Source organism: Streptomyces neyagawaensis (assembly GCF_023516595.1).
Taxonomy (GTDB): domain Bacteria; phylum Actinomycetota; class Actinomycetes; order Streptomycetales; family Streptomycetaceae; genus Streptomyces; species Streptomyces neyagawaensis.
This window is the reverse complement of record NZ_JAMGBG010000023.1, coordinates 1-17,528: the sequence shown is the minus strand read 5'-3', so window position 1 is coordinate 17,528 and position 17,528 is coordinate 1. Positions and strand designations below refer to the sequence as shown.

Here is a 17,528-nt window from a genome sequence, read left to right as displayed (position 1 = left end):
CGCGCCACAGCCCTGTTCGAGTTATGTCCCGATCATGTCACTTCGACGCCAAGTGCGTTGCGGGTGCAACGGGTTGTGGGGGAGCATGGGCGGGACGTAGGTGACCCAGACACACGGGGGTGGACACGACGTGAAGTTCGACATGGGGTCGACGACTCTGGCGGACCTCGGCAAGAGCACGCTCGGTTCGAGCGACGACCTGGGGACGCTGATCCAGTTGCTGATCAGCGCGGCGGAGCCGCTGGAGGGCAAGTTCAACGGCTCGGGCAAGCTGGCGTTCGACTCGTTCAAGAACCGCGCGGACGAGATCACCGCGGACCTCAACAGCTCGCTCGCCGCGATCCTGGGCGGTCAGTCGGGCATGGACAACGCCTTCGGCACCGGTGACGTGGAGTCCCAGGACAACGCCAACCAGAACATGGGTCTCGCGAACTTCGACGCGGCCCGCTTCGGGGCGCGATAGCCGACGGCCACCGGCCACGGCCCGTTCATCGACAGCCCTAGAGTCACGAGAGCCACACGGGGAGATTCACCATGGGTCAGAACCAGGACCGCCGTTCGTACGACACCGGTGCCTCGGGTGAGGTGCAGACCTCGCTCGGCACGATCGTGGGTCAGCTGGAGCGGGTGCTCAGCGACCGCGACGCCGCGGTGAAGGCCGCGATGACCGACTTCCAGGCCGACGGTGTCTCCGACGACTACCACGGCAAGGAAGAGCGCTGGAAGAAGGCCGCGGGCGAGGTCCGCGAGATCATCCGCCTGGTGCGCACCACGCTGGAACAGAACGACGGAACCGCCCAGTCCACGCTGGCCAAGGCCCGCGCGGCCGTCGACCAGATCGGCTGACGCGGACCGGCGTCCGGCGTCCGGCATCGGCTTCCGCTCGTCGGGCGTCGGCTTCCGGGCGCGTGAGCAGTGAGCAGTGAGTGAGGGAAGGCAGCCGTGGCGGCGCAGGATTACGACAGCCAGTTGCTGGAGTCGGTGTCGGTGCGCCGTCGACGGCTGCGCGACGCCCTGCTGTTCGGGGCGCAGAGGCAGCGGCGCTCGGTGGACGAGCGGATCGGGAAGGTCTTCGCCGGGATCGTCATCGCGGCGGTGTTGTGCGCGGGATGTGTGGGGTGGTCGTTCGTGTCGAACCGCATCATCGGCAAGAGCCCGTACGGGAGTTCGGTACAGCCGTCCGTGACGCCCTCGGCGAGCCCGTCGGGGGCCTCCTCCACGGCTCCTACCAGCACTTCTACCCGGTGATAGGTTCGAACGCGTGATGTCTACGGGGGCTCTGGGCCAGGAGATGACCGGCGGTCGTACGGCACTGAGCCGGGTCACGCTGGTCGGTGAGCGGCGGCGCGTGGATCTCGTGCTGCCGTCGCGGGAACCGGTCGGGCTGCTGCTGCCCGAGGTGATGCGGCTGCTCGACGACCAGGTCGGCGGACAGCCGGAGTTGCGGCATCTCGTCACCACGGACGGCAGCGCGCTCGCCCACGACAGCACCCTGGAGTCGGCCGGGGTCCCTGACGGCGCCGTACTGCGTCTGGTGCGCGCCGAGGACGCGCCGTCGGCGCCCGTCGTGCACGACGTCACGGACGAGGCCGCCGAGGACCTCGACTCCCGTGCCCGGCGCTGGAGCCCGGCCGCACGGCGGGTCACCGCCGGGCTCGCCACGGTCGGCTGGGCCCTGGCCGCCGGGTGGCTGGCGCGCGCCGAGTACGCGGCCGGGACCGTCGCGGGCGCCCTGCTCGCCGTCGCCCTGGTCGCCGCGCTCGCGGGCGCGCTGCTGGGGCGGCTGAGGAGGTACGGGCTCGCCACGACGCTCCTGGTGACCGCCGGGGCGCTGGCGCTGCTCGGCGCCTCCACACTGGCCGACGCGCAGGGCTGGTCCGGCACCGCCCGGGTCGCGGCGCTGGCCGGGGCGGGGATCGTCACCCTCGCCCTGCTCGGCCTGTTCAGCCCGCTCGGGCGGGGCGGGCTGGTCGGGGCCGGGGCGCTGGCCGGGACCGCGGTGTGCTGGCTGGGCGTCGCCGCGTTCGTGTCGGTGGGGTCGCCGGCGGCCGAACAGGCCCGGGTGGGCGCCGTGCTCGCCGTCGTCTCCGTGATCGTGCTGGGGCTGCTGCCCCGGCTCGCGCTGATGGCGTCCGGTCTCTCCGGGCTCGACGACCGGCGCTCCGCCGGGACCTCCGTGAGCCGCTACCAGGTGGCGGCCGCGCTCACCGCCACCCACCGGGGACTGGTGCTCGCGACGGTGACGATGGCCGTCTCGGCCACCGCCGCCGGGGTGTTCGCGCTGCGCGCGCCCACCAAGTGGACCGTGGTGCTGGCCGTCGTCACCATGGTCGTCCTCGCGCTGCGCGCCCGGGCGTTCCCGCTGGTCGGCGAGGTCGTGGTGCTGCTGGGCGCGGCGGCGGTGCTCGCGGTGCGGCTGATCGCGGTCTGGGTGGAGCGGTCCGGCGACGCGGCCGGTCCGCTCGGCGCGCTCGTGCTGCTGGCCGTCCTGCCGCTGCTGGTGCTCGCCGTACAGCCCGCCGAACATGTCCGGGTCCGGTTCCGCCGCCTCGGCGACACGCTGGAGTCCATCGGCGTCATCATCCTGTTCCCGCTGCTCATCGGGGTGTTCGGCGTGTACGGGCGACTGCTCGACACCTTCGCTTAGGAGCTGGGGGCGCACATGGCGCAGGCAGAGGACTGGCAGCGGGACGTGCTGCGCGAGCTGGGGCAGGACGGTGCGGGGGCGCGCGCGGGGGCCGGTGCGGGCACGGGTACGGGTGCGGGTGCCGCGTCCGGTTCGGAACCGTCCGGGGCCGGGGCCAGTGCGGCGTCGGGTGCGGCGGGTGCGAACGGTGTGACCGGCGTGCCTTCCGGCGCCGCACGGCGGCCCGAGCCGACGCTGCGGCTGGTGCGCTCGGTTCCGTCCGAGGCGGTCGAGAGGCCCGAGCCATCCGAAACGGCTGAAACGGCCGAGGAGAGCGCCGGCGACCGGCCGATGCGGGCGGTGCCGGGGCATCCGGCTCCGGGACAGCAGGGGCAGCAGGGACAGCAGCAGGAGCGGGGGCAACAGGGGGCCGTACGACCGGAGCCCGCGCCGCCGGGGCCTGGGCCGGGGCACGGGATGCCCGTGGGCCCGGTGCCCGTGAACCCCGTAACCGCTCAGCCCGCACAGCCCGTGCAGCCGACGCCCGTCGTCCAGCCGCCGGTTCAGCCCCGGCCTGGGCAGCCCGCCGATCCCTACGCCGTGGACCCGCACCCCGTCGGCCCCCACCAAGTCGACCCCCGCCTCGGTCTCCCCCAGGTGTCCGCCCAGTCGCCGGGCGCCCCTGACCGGCGCGGCGATGGTCGTCCCACCCCCCGCTCCACTCCCCCGGCCGCCCCCGCGCCGCGTGGTTCGCGGGTGCCGCAGTCGCCGGCGCACACCCCGGAGTCGGTGCCGACGATCGATCCCCGGCTGGCGCACGCCCTGGGGCGACCGCAGCACGGGGACTCCGTGGCCCGGCGTACGGGGCGTTCGATCAAGAAGCTGACGGCGTCCGCCGCACAGGACGTGGCGGAGGAGACGCGCATCGCGCGGGAGTTGCAGCAGCCGGTGACGACGGGGCGGGTGATCGCCGTGACGTCGATCCGGGGCGGCGTCGGCAAGTCGACCGTGGCCGCGCTGCTGGGGCGGACGTTCAACCACTACCGGCACGACCCGGTGCTCACCCTGGAGGCGGACGCCGCGCTCGGCACGCTGCCGGTGCGGATGGGCGCCGACTCGGTGCGCTGGGCGGCGGCCGACCTCGCGCGGATCCTCAACCCGGCGATGCAGCTCACCGATGTCACCGGCTACCTGGTGCCCGTCTCGGACGGCGGCTGGCTGCTGCCCGCCAGCCAGGGCCGCGTGGGAGCCCCGCTGGACATCCGGACGTACCGCACGGTGACCCTCGCGCTCCGGCGCTACTTCGCGGTGACCGTGGTGGACTGCGAGACGCTGCCGGGCGAGGTGGCCCGTACGGCGATGGACACGGCGCACGCGCGCGTGGTGGTCGCCCCGATGACCGCCGAGGGCGTCAACGGCACCCGGCAGGTCCTGGACTGGCTGGGCCAGTTGCCGCACTCCGCGCTGGCCTCGACGGTCGTGGCGCTCACCGCGAACTCGCCCGACGTCACACTGGACCGGAAGACGGCGGTCGCGCACCTGAAGGAGTCCGGCGTCCACGTCGTCACCGTCCCCTACGACCGGCACCTCGCCCAGGGCGGCCCGATCCGCACCGCCCTGCTGGGCCAGGCCACGCGGGACGCGGCCGTGACACTGGCGGCGGAGGCGATGACCCGGGCGGTGAGGATGCGATGAGCGGCCGACCCGGCTCCGCGACAAGCGGCCGCCACGGCACCCCCGCCATGTACCGCGGCCCTCATGACACCGCCACGCACGACCACGCTCACCACACCGCCACGCACGACCACGCTCATCGCACCGCCACGCACGACCGCCCAGGGAAAGAAGGGGTCCGTCCGTGACCCAGCAGTTGGTCCATCGGCCCGCGCGCAGCACCCGTCCGCTCGGGGCGGCCGAACCCCGCACGATCGAGCCGCCGCCGAACCTCCCGGAGGGCAAGGCGGGTTCGGCGGCGACGGCGCTGCTGCCGATGGCGGGGGTCATGGGCTCCGTCGTGATGATGACCGTGATCCGCAGCAGCCAGTTCGCGGCGCTCGGCGCGGTCGTGCTGGTCTTCGCGCTGCTCGGCGCGGTCGCCCTGTTCCTGTCGCAGCGCGGCAAGGCGCAGCGCACCCGGCGGGCGCAGCGGGAGCGGTACCTGGAGTATCTGGAGGAGCTGCGCGAGGAGTTGGGGGCGCAGGAGCGCGAGCGGCGGACGCTGGCCCGGGTGCTCGATCCGCCCCCGGAGGCCCTCTACGACCTCGCGCGGGACCCGGCGCGGTTGTGGGAGCGCCGGCGGCGGGATGCGGACTTCCTTCGGGTGCGGGTCGGCACCGGTGACGTGCCGGTGGCGGAGCTGGCGATCGGGCAGAACCAGGGCGGTGTGATGACGCCGCCGGACCCGTTCATGCTGAACGAGGCGCGTGCCCTGCTGGCCCGTTACGCGGTGGCCGACGACTGCCCGATCACCGTGCCCCTGGACCGCGCGGGCAACGTCAGTGTCGTCGGCGACCGTGAGGGTGTGCTGCGGGTGGCGCGGGCGCTGCTCGTCCAGGTCGCCGTGACGCACGCGCCGGACGACGTGGCCGTGGCGCTCGGGGTGCCCGGGGAGCGGCTGCCGGACTGGGAGTGGGCGAAGTGGCTGCCCCATGTGCTGGACGGGCAGGAGCACGACGGGCCGGTGGCCGCCCGGCGGATCGCGCCGAGCCTGGCGCAGCTGGCCCGGCACTTCCGCCATGAGCTGGGGCGGCGCGCCTCGTACGCGGCGGAGGTGCGGCGCGGCCTTGCCGACCGGGGCGCGCTGCGGCTGGCGTCACGCATGCTGGTGGTGAGCGACGAGTACGGGGAGACGGCCGCCGAACTGCCGCTGCCGGACACGGCGGTGGGGCTCGGCGACATGGGTGTCACGGTGCTGCATCTGCTGGAGCGGCAGGTCCACGAGCCGGACCAGGTGTCGGTGCGGATCACCGTCCGCGGCGACCAGGTCGTCGTCGAGGATCTCCGGGAGGGGGCGCACGCGGTCGCGCGGGGCTCCTCCGACGACGTGTCCGCCGCCGGGGCCGAGGGCCTCGCCCGGCTGCTGGCGCCGCTGCGACTGTCGGCGGAGTCGGCGGCCGAGGGCACCCCGGTCACCGGGCCGGTCGACTTCCCCGTGCTGCTCGGCGTCGACGACCCGGCCGTACTGGACCTGGAGCGGCTGTGGGCGCCGCGCGGCGAGCGGGAGTTCCTGCGCGTGCCGATCGGCCTGACGGACCGTCATGAACCGGTGCTGCTCGACCTGAAGGAGTCCTCCGAGCTGGGCATGGGCCCGCACGGGCTGTGCGTGGGCGCGACCGGCTCGGGCAAGAGCGAGCTGTTGCGCACCCTGGTGCTGGCGCTCGCCGCCACCCACCCTCCCGAGGACCTGGCGCTCGTCCTGGTCGACTACAAGGGCGGCGCGACCTTCGCCCCGTTCACCGGGCTGCCGCACGTGGCCGGGGTGATCACCAACCTGGAGAACCAGGCGGGGCTCGTCGAACGCGTGCACTCCAGCCTCGCCGGTGAGGTCAAGCGGCGGCAGCAGGTGCTGAAGGACGCGGGGAACGTCGCCGACATCGGGCACTACGCGGCCCTGCGAGCGAGCAGCCGCCCGGACCTGGAACCGCTGCCGCACCTGTTCGTCGTGATCGACGAGTTCGGTGAACTGCTCACCGCGAAGCCGGACTTCATCGACCTGTTCCTCTCCATAGGCCGCATCGGCCGCTCCATCGGCGTGCATCTGCTGCTGTCCAGCCAGCGCATCGAGGGCGGCAAGCTCAAGGGCCTCGACACCTATCTGTCGTACCGGCTGGGCCTCAGGACGTTCTCCGCCGACGAGTCGCGGACCGTCCTCGACACCACCGACGCCTTCCATCTGCCGCCGCTGCCGGGCTTCGGCTACCTCAAGGTGGACACCTCGACGTACGAGCGGTTCAAGGCGGGGTACGTGTCCGGCGCCTACCGGGGTCCGGCGCTCGCCGCGCGGGAGGACGACGACACGCCGCTCGCGTGGCCGTACCCGGCGTACAACACGCTCGGCGGCGCGCCGGCGGCGGGCGGCGCGTCCGAGGAACCCAGGGCGACCAAGCGGGAGACCGGGCCGACGGTGATGTCGGTGATGGTCGACCGGCTCGCCGGGGCCGCGCGCCCGGTGCGGCGGATCTGGCTGCCGCCGCTGCCGGACGCGATCACACTGGACGCGGCGGCCGGGCCGGTGGGCGTGGACGAGCGCGGGCTTCAACTCGCCGCCCGGCAGGGGCCGTTGCGGGTGCCGCTCGGGGTGCTGGACGATCCGGCGAAGCAGTGGCAGGGCCACTGGGTGCTCGATCTGACGGTCGCGGGCGGACACGCGGCGGTGATCGGCGGCCCGCAGTCCGGCAAGACGACGCTGCTGCGGACCCTCGCGCTGTCGCTGGCGGCGACCCACACACCCGCCGAGGTCGCCCTCTACGGCCTCGACCTGGTCGGCGGCGGCCTCTCCGCCCTGGCCGGGCTGCCGCACGTCGGCGGGATCGCCGGGCGGGCCGACCGGGAGCGGGCGGCGCGGACGGTCGCCGAGGTGCGGACGATGCTGATCGAGCGGGAGGAGCTGTTCCGCGAGCACGGCATCGACTCCGTCGACCAGCTGCGCCGCCTCCGCGCCCAGGGCGGGCTGCGGGAGCTGGGCTCCACCGACATCGTGCTGCTCATCGACGGGTTCGGGGCGCTGCGCGACGAGTTCGCCGAGCTGGACGACACGGTCGTGGACCTCCTGAAGCGGGGCGGCGGCTACGGCATCCATGTCGTCGGCGGCATGCTCCGCTGGAACGACGTGCGGATCGCGACGCAGTCCATGTTCGGCACCCGGATCGAGCTGCGGCTCAACGACCCGAGCGATTCCAGCGTCGACCGAAAGCTCTCCCAGACCCTGTCGCCCGACACGCCGGGGCGGGCCCTCACCGACGGCAAGCTGTTCGCGCAGGTCGCGCTGCCCCGCCTGGACGGACGGCCGTCGACGGGCGACCTCGGTCCGGCACTGGAGGACGCGGCCCGTACGATCCGCTCCACCTGGCACGGCGAACTGGCGCCGCCGGTCCGGGTGTTGCCGACCCGGCTGCCCGCCGACCGGCTGCCGTCGCAGGTCGCCGAGCCGGGCCGCGTCCCGATCGGCGTCGACCAGGACGCCCTCGCGCCCGTGCTGCTGGACCTGTTCGGCTCCGACCAGCATCTGTTGGTCCTCGGCGACAACGAGTGCGGCAAGACGAACCTGCTGAAGCTGATCGTGGACCGACTGGTGGAGCAGTACTCCGAGGAGGAGCTGGTCTTCGGCGTGTTCGACCCGCGGCGCGGGCTGCGGGGCGTGGTCCCGGAGCCGTACCGGGGCGGTTACGCGCACAACGCGAAGCTCGCCGTCGGGCTGGCGTCCGGGATCGCGACCGAGTTGGAGAAGCGGATGCCGGAGAGCGCCGACCCGGACGCGGTGACCGACGAGCCCGCCTTCGAGGGGCCGCGCATCGTGATCCTCGTCGACGACTACGACATCCTCACCACCGCCGGGCAGCAGCCGCTCGCGCCGTTCCTGCCGTATGTGTCGTCGGCGCAGGACATCGGCCTGCACTTCGTGATCGCCCGGCGGACGGCGGGCGCCTCGCGGGCCGTCTACGAGCCGCTGCTCCAGACGCTCCGCGAGACGGGGACGGCCGCGCTGCTCATGACCGGCGAGCGCAGCGAGGGCCAGCTCTTCCCCGGCCTGTACCCGTCCGCGCAGCCGCCGGGCCGGGGCACCCTGGTCCGCCGGGGCCGCGCCCACCAGCTGATCCAGACGGCACTGTCCGGCGAGGAGGCCGACCGCCGATGACGGCTCGGCCGGGACGACGCCCGCCCACGCCCACCCCGAGGGGAGCACACCGACTGGTGCCCGCCCTGACGGGAGCCCGCCCACCCGCGCCCACCCCGACGGGAGCCCGCCGACCCGCGCCCGCCCTGACGGGGGTACGCCGACCCGCGTCCGCCCTGACGGGAGCCCGCCAACCCGCGCCCACTCCGACGGGAGCCCGCCCACCCGCGCCCGCCCCAACAGGACAGCCCGCCACGACCACCGACAAGGACGACCGCACGTGACCAAGGACGTCATCGCTCTCACCCCGACGATGCCCGACGTGTGGGCGCTCATGGCGAGTCTGTACGCGGGCGGCTCCGACCTGGACCTGTCGGCGGCGGCCGACGGGGCGGTCGTCCAGCTGCACGGCCCCGGCGGGCGCCCCCTGGTGTCCGTCGAGTCGCCGCTGCTGGTGCGGGTGCCGGGCGAGGCGGAGCGGCTGCTCGGGCAGAGCGCCGAGGCCCCCTACTGGTGGACGGAGGCGCGGGCCTCCACGGCCGTACCGGAGGCGGAGAAGCTGGCCGGGGTGGTGTGCGGCCGGCTCAACGCGCTGCTGGGCGGCACGACCTGGCCGGCCGGGGCCGCGAGCACGGAGGCCGTCGACGTGTCGGCCGTGCCGTCGGCGGGGGCCGGGCAGCCCGCTGTGGACGTCGTCACCGAGAACGCGGCGGTCGTCCTCATCGACCGCCCGGTGGTGGCGCTGACCAGCTGGCTCGCCGAGATCATGCGGACGGCCGTGGCGTCCCGGCGGTCCCTCCAGATCGTCACCCCGCCCGGGGTCCGGCTGAGCGCCCCGGCGCGGACGACGCTCGCCCGGGTGCCCAACCGGTGGGTGGTGCGGGACCCGGAGTGCGGCTACTACGACGGTCTGTCGGGGGCGGTGCTGCGCTGGCAGGACGGGGCGTTCTCGCCCGCGCTGTCCGAGGACGGCACGGCGACGGTCGCCGCCGCGTTCACCCGCCGCGCGGAGGAGGCGCCCGGCCGCCGGCTGATCGTCGCGATCCGTACGGTGCACCGGCCCGACGAACGGCTCCTGCTGGGCGGCGCGCTGGAGACGGCCTGGGAGACCCTGACCGGCTCGGCGCCCGGCGGCTGGGGCACCGCAGAGCCCGTCAACCTCCCCTGGTCACCACGTCAGTTGACGGACCTGGCGCGGGAGCGGATGCCCGAGCCGTCGCAGCTGATCGTGGTGGGGCGGCCCGAGCGCCCGGCCCTCGCGACGCTACGGGTGACACGGACGACGAAGGGCGTCGAGGAGGACATGGTCCTGACCGTCGGGTTCGCGGAGGGTGAGGAGCTGCCGCTGGACCGGGTGCGGGCGCTGGCGGAGGAGCTGGTCACGAGGCACTCCCTGCGGACCATGCTGACGTCCGTGCAGGCGGCCCCCGCCGACCTCGCGACCGCCCCGCGCCTGGAGGGCCCGCCGCTGCCGGCCGCCTTCACCCTGGGCCCCGACGACGTTCACTCCATCGGCCCCGACCACGCCCGCCGCACCCCACTCGACAAGCCCCCCACAGCCCTCGGCCCGACGACCCGCCCGGCCCTGCACTACCCCCTCGGCGACGGCGAGGACCCGGCGTCCTGGGAGCGGCTCCAGCGGCTGACGACCCATCTGCGGTCGCCGACGGCACCGTGATGAAATGGCCGAGCCCCCAAGGGTGTTGATCACGTCATTGCTCAAGGACCCGCACCGCGCCCCCTGTCCGACGAAGCCCTCTCCGGCCTGCTGGGCAAGCAGCAGTTCGGCACACTCGCCACCGTCAAGCGCAGTGGCCACCCCCACCTGACCACCATGCTGTACAGCTGGGACCCCGAAGCCCGCGTCGTGCGGTTCTCGACGACGGCCGACCGGGTCAAGGTCGGGCATCTGCGGCGCGACCCGCGTGCGGCGCTCCATGTGCAGGGTGGCGACGTGTGGTCGTTCGCCGTCGCCGAGGGCGAGGCCGAGGTCTCCGAGACCACGACCGTTCCCGGCGACGCCGTCGGACGGGAACTCCTCGCGATGATCCCGGAAGCGGCGAAGCCGGAGGACGAGGACGCCTTCCTGCGGCAGCTGGTCGCCGAGCGCCGCGTGGTCATCCGCCTGAAGGTGGACCGCCTGTACGGCACGGCGCTCGACATCGACGGCTGAGACGCATCGGATCCGGCTGAGCGAGCACGAGCCGTTCTCCGGCGGCCAGCGGCGGGCGTCGGAGACGGTCCGCCGCGGGTGTGTTCTCAGCCATCCGCGCCTACTGAGCGACGGTGACTCGCGTCACGTACACAACGACCAATACGAGCAGTACGAGCTTTGGCCGGTAAGGGATTTACCGGTCTGACCTGGGTCCCTAACCTCCCGGCAACAGCTGCCAGCAGGCACGCGCCAGGAGGAGAACCATGGCCAGATCCAGCCACTTCGGCACCGGACACATCGCCGTCACCGGCACGGCTGTCACGTTTCGGCGGCCCGTCCGGCGCCCCTTGGCGGCCGCGGTCGCGGCCACCCTCGCGCTCGGCACCCTGGGCGCCTGCGGCGGCGGGGAGAGCGACGCGCCGAAGGTCGCGGTGAACAAGATCTCCGCGGGCAAGGTGCCGGACTACTACCCGGCCGACTACGCCGACCTGGTCGAGGCGGCGAAGAAGGAGGGCGGCAAGCTCACCGTCTACTCGAACCTCGGCGACGAGAACATGGCGCCGATCGTCCGGGACTTCAAGAAGAAGTACGGCTTCATCAAGACGGTGTCCGTCAACGAGCTGGACAGCGACGAGCTGTTCCAGAAGACGCTCTCCGAGAACGCGGCCGGCTCGTCACCGGCGGACGTGCTGATCTCCAGCGCGGCGACCGCGTGGGCGGACTTCTCGGCCCGCGAGAACACCGTGCTGAAGTACACGTCGCCGGAACTGAAGGAGCTGGGCGACAGCGCGCAGCTGCTGCCGAGCGTGTACTCGATGTCGCAGGACCCGATGACCATCGCGTACAACACCTCGCTGATGGAGAAGCCGCCGACGACGCTGACGGACTTCGCGGACATCGTCACGGCCGACGAGGGCACGTTCAAGAACAAGGTGACGGTCCGTGACCCGGAGGGCTCGTTCGGCTTCACGGTGACGCGGGCGCTCACCGAGGGCAACCCGGAGGCGTGGAACGACCTGAAGCGGATCCTCCCGCTGACCCGCCCGGAGACCTCCTCCGGCACCCAGCTGGAGAAGATCGTCTCCGGTGAGTACTCGGCCGGCTTCCTGATCAGCGCCTCCCCCGCGTACCCGGTGGTCGAGGACAGCGCCGGCCTGGTGAAGATCGTCTTCCCGAAGGACGGCACGGTCGTGCTGCCGCGCGGCATCGGGATCGCCGCCGAGGCCCCGCACCCGGCGACCTCGAAGCTCTTCCTGGACTTCGCGCTCTCCGACGAGGGTCAACGCGCGGTCGCCGAGGGCGGTCTCGCCTCGTACCGCGAGGGCGTGAAGGGCGAGGGCCTGCACACCTACCAGGAGGTCGTCGACGCGGTCGGCGAGGACAACATCATCCACGTCAAGTACCAGCAGGTCGCCAAGGACGACGCCGCGGCCTGGCTGGAGCGCTTCGACGGACTGCGCAAGTAGACGGACTCCGCAGACAGGCAGGTCTCAAGGACGATCGGAGTCAGCTCAGATGTCAACCCTCACCCAGCCACCCCGCACACCCGCGGACGAGACCCCGGCGCAGACGTTCCGGCCGCCGCGCTACCGCCGTCCCTTCGGCATCGGACGGGACACGGTGGTCCAGTACGCGGTCCTGGCGTTCCTCGCCGTCCTGGTGCTGGCACCGATCGTCCCGACCCTCTACCAGAGCATCCGCAACCGCCCGCTGTACGAGGCGGGCGGCGCGTTCACCCTCAGCGGTTACACCGACCTGTTCACCAAGGCCGGCTTCGGTGAAGTCGCCCTGAACACACTGCTGTTCGCGTCGCTGACCACGGTCCTGAGCCTCGCCATCGCCATCCCCATGGCGATCGTGGTCGTCCGGACCAAGCTGCCCGGCGGGCGGCTGATCGCCCTCGCCATGCAGTGGCCGTTCTTCATCTCGTCGCTGATCCTGGGCTTCGGCTGGATCATCATGTACGGGCCCGCCGGGTTCGTCAGCGTCAAGGTGCAGCAGCTCCTCGGCAGTGTGCCCTGGAACCTGTACTCGATCCCCGGCATGGCGCTCACCGAGGCGGTGGCGCTCGCGCCGATCGCGTACGTGTTCTGCGCCAACGCGCTGCGTCAGTCGGACGCGTCGCTCGAATCGGCGGCCCAGGTGTGCGGGGCGGGCCCCTTCCGGATCCTCGCCCAGGTGATCGTGCCGCTGCTGCGGCCCCCGGTCGTCTACAGCGCGATCCTCGTCTTCTCCGTCTCCATCGAGACGCTGAGCGTGCCGCTGCTGTACGGGCAGCCGGTGGACATCGACGTGTTCTCGACGTTCCTGTACCACAACGGACTTCAGTCGGTGGACCCCGACTACACGATGCTGGGCGCCGCCTCCACGGTCATCCTCGTCGTCACCCTGAGCCTGGTCGCCGTGCAGGCGAAGCTGCTGAAGGACGCGGCCCGGTTCGTCTCCGTACGCGGCAAGGTCACCCGGCCACGCAAACTGGACCTGGGCCGGCTGAAGTGGGTGAGCATCGCGTTCATCTCGCTGTACGTCGTCGTGGGCGCGCTGATCCCGATCGCGGGCCTGGTGATGCGGTCCTTCACCCTGGTCTTCACGCCGCTCCAGTCGCCGTTCCGGACGGTGACGACGAAGAACTACGAGCTGGTCCTCGACTCCGACAACTACGTGCAGTCGCTGTGGAACAGCCTGATCGTGGCCGGTGTCGGCTCGGTGGCCGTGTCCGTCCTCGCCGTGTTCGCGGTGATGGTGGCCCGGCGCTCCACGTTCCGCTGGGGCCGGGCGGTCGAGTACCTGGCCCTGATCCCGCAGTCCCTGCCCGGCATCATCATCGGCATCGGCTTCTTCTGGGCCTTCGCGCTCGCCCCGTTCGGCATGGGCTCCGTCCTCCAGGGCACGGTCTACGCCGTCATCATCGCCTTCGGCATGCGGGCCCTGCCCAGCGCGTTCGGGTCGGTCGCCCCCGCGATCATGCAGATCGGCGGTGAGCTGGACAACGCGGCCCGCGTCTCCGGCGCCGACTGGCTGATGACGTTCTTCCGGGTCCTGCGGGCCCTGATCACCCCCGCGTTCGCCGGAGCCCTCGTGCTCACCTTCGTGATCATGCTCAAGGAGTACTCGCCGGCCGTCTTCCTCAGCTCGGCCGACAACAACATCCTCGGCACCACCATGCTCAGCCTGTGGACGCAGGGCAGGGCCGGGTCCGTCGCCGCACTGGCCACCCTCCAGATCGGCATCACCGCTGTCTTCGTCGCCCTGGCGGGACTGCTCATGAAGGGAAAGCACCATGCCTGAGGTGACCGTCAAGAATCTGGCGAAGACGTTCGGCGACAACTCCGTCCTGCGCGACGTCACCTTCACCATCAGGGACGGCGAGTTCTTCACGCTGCTCGGCGCGAGCGGCTGCGGCAAGTCGACGACGCTGAACTGCATCGCGGGCCTGGAACAGCCGACGGAGGGCTCGATCGCGGTGGGCGGCAGGACCTTCGTGGACGCGGGCGCGGGGGTCTTCCTGCCCCCAGAGGAGCGCAACCTCGGCATGGTCTTCCAGTCGTACGCGCTGTGGCCGCACATGACCATCGCGAAGAACCTGGCCCTCCCTCTCAACATCCGCAAGGTGCCCAAGGACAAGCAGAGGACCCTCATCCACGACGCGCTGGACAAGGTGGGGCTGGCCGCGCTGGCGGGCCGCTACCCGCACCAGCTCTCCGGCGGCCAGCAGCAACGCGTGGCGCTGGCACGGGCGTTGGTGTACTCGCCGACGGTCCTGCTGTTGGACGAGCCCCTGTCCAACCTCGACGCGAAACTCCGCGAACAGGCCCGCGCCTGGCTGAAGCGGCTCCAGGAGGAGCTGGGCATCACGACGGTGTACGTCACCCACGACCAGGACGAGGCCCTCGCGCTGAGTGACCGGATCGCCGTGATGGAGGGCGGCAACATGATCCAGATCGGCACGCCGCACGAGATCTACGAGAAGCCTGCCGCCCCGGCGGTGGCGGCGTTCGTCGGCCGCTGCAACTTCCTCACCGGCAAGGTGGTCGGACTGGACGGCACCCGGCACGGCGTACGTCTCGACGCGAGCGGCGAGGTGGTGCGGGTCGACAGCGAACGCCGGGTCGGGGTCGGCGAGTCCGTGACGGTGGCAGTCCGCCCCGAGCGCCTGGAGGTGGTGCCGTCCGCCGAGACCCCGGCGGACGTCAACCGCCTCACCACCGAGGTCATCACCAGCTCCTACGTAGGCTCCCGCTACGAGTACGACGTGCGCCTCGGCGACCAGGTGGTGCAGGTGCTGAGCGGCAACGGAGGGCTGGCGGGCGAGGTGGCGCTGGTCTTCGAACCGGGGCACGCGCTGCTGTACGCGGATCGGGTGGAACTGCCGGAGGATCAGCGGGACTTGCTGACGGTGATGTCGTAGCCGTCGGCATCGGCGGCCGTACCCGGGGGTTCGGCCTCCCGTACGGCGGCCCGGCGCACGCCGCCGCCGTCCCCGCCATGATGGGTGCGGCCCGGTGGACGGATTTCCCACCGTGGGCGGGTCGGTCAGTGACGTGGGACCGGGACGCCCAGGGTCCGGAAGATCTGCCGGGCTTCCTCCCGGTGTCGGTTCGCGGCCCTCCCGTCGGTGTCGTCGGCCTTCCCTCCCCTCGCGTCGAGGGCGCGGGCGAGGAGGTCGAGGGAGTGGGCTTGGCCCTGGGGATGGGCGGCTGTGCGGTGCAGTGCGAGGGCCTGGCGGGCGTGGTCGGCGGCGACCGCCGGTTCACCGTGCTGGAGTGCCGCGCGGGCCAGGACGATCAGGGCCTCGCCCTCCACCAGGACGTACTCCGCGCGGCGGGCGAGGGCCAGGGCGCGGGCGGCCTGTTCCCGGTCCGCCGGGTCCGGGACGGACGCCAGACCCAGCAGGGCGCGCGCCTCCAGGTCGAACGCGCCGTGCTCGTGTGCCTGCTTCAACGCCTCCCGGTAGACCTGGGCCGCCTCACCCCGGCGGCCCAGCGCGAGCAGGACACCGCCGAGCGTGATCCGGGCGGCGGCGCGGTAGTAGTCATGGACACTCAGCTCGCTCAACTCAGCCGCTTTGAGAGCCAGTTCGAGGGCTGCGGTGAGGTCGCCGAGGTCCTGGCGGGCCGCGGCCTTCAACCGTAGGACGTACGCCTCGCTGCCGACGTCGCTGTCCTCCTGGGACATCGACAGGGCTCTCTCCAGATGACGGGCCGCACCGCGGTGGTCGCCGAGCAGGTGCAGGGCGCGTGCGCGGTCGGCCTCCCGGTGGATCCGGTTGTGCCGGGAGTCCAGGTCCGGCGCCAGGCGCTCGGCCCGCAGCAGGCAGTCGAGCGACGCGGCCGGACGGCCCAGGTCCACCATCACGTTGGCGAGTTGGAGAAGGACCGCCGGGTGCCCGTCCGGCAGGCCGCCCAGCCGGTCGATCTCCATGGCCCGCTCCAGGTGTTCGGCGCTGCGCCGCGGCCGACCGCTGAGCCGGGTGACCATGCCGAGGTTGGTGTGCGCGGTGGCGGCGCCCTCCAGTGAGCCGGCGGCTTCGGCGAGGACGAGCAGCCGCTCGAAGTGGAGGATCGCCCGTTCGGGGTGGCCCTGCTGGATCTGCGCGTTGCCGAGCAGGTTGTGCACGGCACCCTGGGCCAGCGGCTCGTCGGCGGCCTCGGCCGCGGACAGGGCGGCTTCCCCCAGAGCCGTCCAGTCCACGACCAGCTTGCGGGTCCAGGAGTGGCCGCGCAGGGCGTCGGCGAGCAGCCACGCGGCCGGATGCCTCTCGGCGGCGGCCTGGTGGACGGCCGCGTCGATGTTGGGCAGTTCGGTGTCCAGCCAGCGGATCGCCGTCGCGGCGTCGGGGATCTCCGCCGACGCAGCCTCGCCGTCGTGGCCGCCTTGCTCGCCCCGGGGCAGCAGGCGCTGCTGCCCCGGGGCGAGCAACAGCGCGCAGCGGTCCACCACCGCCACCAGCCAGTCGTACAGCCGTCTCCGGGCGGCCCGGCGGTCGGACTCGCTCTCCATGTCGCGCAGGCGTTCGGCGGCGTACAGCGCGACCAGGTCGTGGCGGCGGTACCGGCCGGGCCGGTGCTCGCGCAGCAGATGGGCGGCGGTCAGCCGCTCCAGCAGGGCGGCGGCCTCCTTGGGTGTGGTGCCCGCGACGAGGGCGGCGGCCCGGAGCCCCGTCTCCGGCCCCGGCACCAGTGCCAACATGCGGAACATCCGCCGGACCGGGGCGTCCAGTGCGTAGTACGAGTGGTCGAAGGCGGCACGTACGGCGGTGGACTGGTCGCCGGTGACGGACAGGGCGGCCAGCGGGTCGCCGTCACTCAGTTCGTCGGCCTGTTCTCGCAGGCTGCGCCAGGGGGTGTGGTCGAGGTTGGCGGCGGTGATCCGCAGCGCGAGCGGGAGGTGCCCGCAGGCGCGGGCGAGGTCGGCGGCGGCGCGCGGGTCGGTGTCGACGCGGGCTCGGCCGAGGGTGCGGACGAGCAGGAGCCTGGATTCGTCGGGGCTGAGCACGTCCACGCCGATCCGCCTGGCACCGTCGCGTGCCGCGAGTCCGGCCAGGCGGTCGCGGCTGGTGACCAGCACCATGCAGCCGGGCCCGCCGGGCAGCAGGGGCCGTACCTGCTCGGCGTCCACGGCGTTGTCCAGGACGACGAGCATCCGCCGCTCGGCGGCCAGGGTGCGGTACAGGTCGGCCGCGGCCTCCGGCGTCCCCGGGATCCGGTCCGCGGTCACGCCCAGCGCCAGCAGGAACCGGGCCAGCGCCTCGACGGGGCGCACCGGGCCCTCGGGCGAGTGGCCGCTCAGGTCCACGAAGAGCTGCCCGTCGGGGAAACGGTCGCGGACCCGGTGCGCCCAGTGCACGGCCAGGGCGGTCTTGCCCGTGCCCGCGGTACCGGTCAGGGCGCAGACCACGCTCCCGGGCGCGGGCT

12 protein-coding genes are annotated in these 17,528 nt (G+C 72.9%); 11 read left to right on the top strand and 1 reads right to left on the bottom strand.

Features of this window, described 5'->3' with window-relative positions:
- Positions 1-130 precede the first annotated feature (130 nt).
- The 11 genes from M8J73_RS11565 (at position 131) to M8J73_RS11515 (ending at position 15,022) form a co-directional block, all read left to right on the top strand.
- Positions 131-463 carry a hypothetical protein gene (locus tag M8J73_RS11565; protein WP_055521554.1) on the top strand — a complete coding sequence of 111 codons (333 nt, stop codon included), beginning with the start codon at positions 131-133 and terminating at the stop codon, positions 461-463.
- Positions 464-534: 71 nt separating this feature from the next.
- Positions 535-846, top strand: coding sequence for a pore-forming ESAT-6 family protein (locus M8J73_RS11560; protein WP_055521555.1), 312 nt, complete (start codon positions 535-537; stop codon positions 844-846).
- Between the two features lie 96 nt (positions 847-942).
- Positions 943-1,248, top strand: a complete 306-nt coding sequence (locus M8J73_RS11555; protein WP_079054744.1) for a hypothetical protein — start codon at positions 943-945, stop codon at positions 1,246-1,248.
- Positions 1,249-1,264: 16 nt separating this feature from the next.
- The gene (gene eccD, locus M8J73_RS11550; RefSeq protein WP_249828581.1) at positions 1,265-2,647 is read left to right on the top strand and encodes a type VII secretion integral membrane protein EccD; all 1,383 of its coding nucleotides are present in this window, start codon (positions 1,265-1,267) and stop codon (positions 2,645-2,647) included.
- 15 nt (positions 2,648-2,662) lie between these two features.
- Positions 2,663-4,321: a hypothetical protein gene (locus M8J73_RS11545; protein ID WP_249828580.1), complete on the top strand. Its 1,659-nt coding sequence runs from the start codon at positions 2,663-2,665 to the stop codon at positions 4,319-4,321.
- Positions 4,322-4,484: 163 nt separating this feature from the next.
- The gene (eccCa, locus tag M8J73_RS11540; RefSeq protein ID WP_249828579.1) at positions 4,485-8,480 is read left to right on the top strand and encodes a type VII secretion protein EccCa; all 3,996 of its coding nucleotides are present in this window, start codon (positions 4,485-4,487) and stop codon (positions 8,478-8,480) included.
- A gap of 259 nt (positions 8,481-8,739) precedes the next feature.
- On the top strand, positions 8,740-10,137 hold the full coding sequence (locus tag M8J73_RS11535; protein WP_249828578.1) for a DUF6177 family protein: 1,398 nt from the start codon (positions 8,740-8,742) through the stop codon (positions 10,135-10,137).
- A gap of 36 nt (positions 10,138-10,173) precedes the next feature.
- The gene (locus M8J73_RS11530; RefSeq protein WP_055538122.1) at positions 10,174-10,632 is read left to right on the top strand and encodes a PPOX class F420-dependent oxidoreductase; all 459 of its coding nucleotides are present in this window, start codon (positions 10,174-10,176) and stop codon (positions 10,630-10,632) included.
- Between the two features lie 245 nt (positions 10,633-10,877).
- A complete protein-coding gene (locus M8J73_RS11525; RefSeq protein ID WP_055538123.1) occupies positions 10,878-12,080 on the top strand; it encodes an ABC transporter substrate-binding protein in 1,203 nt (400 codons plus the stop codon).
- Positions 12,081-12,129: 49 nt separating this feature from the next.
- Complete coding sequence (locus M8J73_RS11520; protein WP_055538124.1) at positions 12,130-13,902, top strand: ABC transporter permease; 1,773 nt, start codon at positions 12,130-12,132, stop codon at positions 13,900-13,902.
- Positions 13,895-15,022, top strand: a complete 1,128-nt coding sequence (locus tag M8J73_RS11515; RefSeq protein ID WP_055538125.1) for an ABC transporter ATP-binding protein — start codon at positions 13,895-13,897, stop codon at positions 15,020-15,022. The genes M8J73_RS11520 and M8J73_RS11515 overlap by 8 nt, the downstream gene beginning before the upstream one ends.
- Positions 15,023-15,147: 125 nt before the next feature.
- Here the strand turns inward: M8J73_RS11515 and M8J73_RS11510 are convergent.
- The coding region (locus M8J73_RS11510; protein WP_249828577.1) for an ATP-binding protein at positions 15,148-17,528 on the bottom strand (2,381 nt) is incomplete at its 5' end.